The organism is Anoxybacillus sp. LAT27, from assembly GCF_022030075.1.
In the GTDB taxonomy this organism is placed as follows: domain Bacteria; phylum Bacillota; class Bacilli; order Bacillales; family Anoxybacillaceae; genus Anoxybacillus; species Anoxybacillus kestanbolensis.
In genome coordinates this window covers 1-915 of the sequence record NZ_JAIWYK010000049.1, presented here as the reverse complement: position 1 = coordinate 915, position 915 = coordinate 1, and the positions used below count along the sequence as shown (strand labels likewise).

Sequence of the window (915 nt, the reverse complement as noted above, 5' to 3'; positions counted from 1 at the left end):
ACTTACAGCTCCCCGAAGCATATCGGTGTTTGTCCCGTCCTTCATCGGCTCCTAGTGCCAAGGCATCCACCGTGCGCCCTTTCTAACTTAACTAAACACACTTTGTATTGCTTGGCTTTATCGTTTAGCTCCAAACGAGAACCGTTTGTCGCTTTTCTTACTGCCTGTTATCTAGTTTTCAAGGAACATACCACTTCTTCAATTCATATACCTATTCATAAAAGAAATGGTGGAGCCTATCGGGATCGAACCGATGACCTCCTGCGTGCAAAGCAGGCGCTCTCCCAGCTGAGCTAAGGCCCCATGGCATGTATGGTGGGCCTAAGTGGACTTGAACCACCGACCTCACGCTTATCAGGCGTGCGCTCTAACCAGCTGAGCTATAGGCCCATACATACGTATCATATTTTTTATTAGAGGTGCATTCCCTCAAAACTGAACATGGTCGCTACCATGATCAACTTCTTCGTACCATGCGCCGAGGAATCAATCACCTTTGCAATCATCACTCGCAGACGCAGGCGCAAAACATATTTTGTTCAAAAAGGAGGGGCTGTTCCCTCAAAACTGAACAAAACAGACAGCAGAATTTTATCATATGATTGTTATGTTTGTCAACATGTACGGAGAAATCCTCCGCTTTTCTTTATGTCTAGCTCCGGCTCCTAGCCCCTCGAGCCACTTCGGTCCTGCTGTGGCGGCAACAGCCTCCTCGCAGGCCCTCCAGCGCTTGTCGGGGCTAAACAGTCGCCTACGCTTTTCGTATTTATCCTTAGAAAGGAGGTGATCCAGCCGCACCTTCCGATACGGCTACCTTGTTACGACTTCACCCCAATCATTTGCCCCACCTTCGGCGGCTGGCTCCCGTAAGGGTTACCTCACCGACTTCGGGTGTTGCAAACTCTCGTGGTGTGA

2 tRNA genes and 2 rRNA genes are annotated in these 915 nt (G+C 49.5%); all 4 read right to left on the bottom strand.

The features are described from left to right. Positions 1-93 (bottom strand): 23S ribosomal RNA (locus LD028_RS02455); the annotation flags it as partial. Positions 94-227: 134 nt separating this feature from the next. Continuing rightward, positions 228-303, bottom strand: a tRNA-Ala gene (locus LD028_RS02450). Positions 304-313: 10 nt separating this feature from the next. Beyond that, positions 314-390: transfer RNA gene (locus LD028_RS02445), tRNA-Ile, on the bottom strand. Positions 391-776: 386 nt separating this feature from the next. Further along, positions 777-915 (bottom strand): 16S ribosomal RNA (locus LD028_RS02440); the annotation flags it as partial.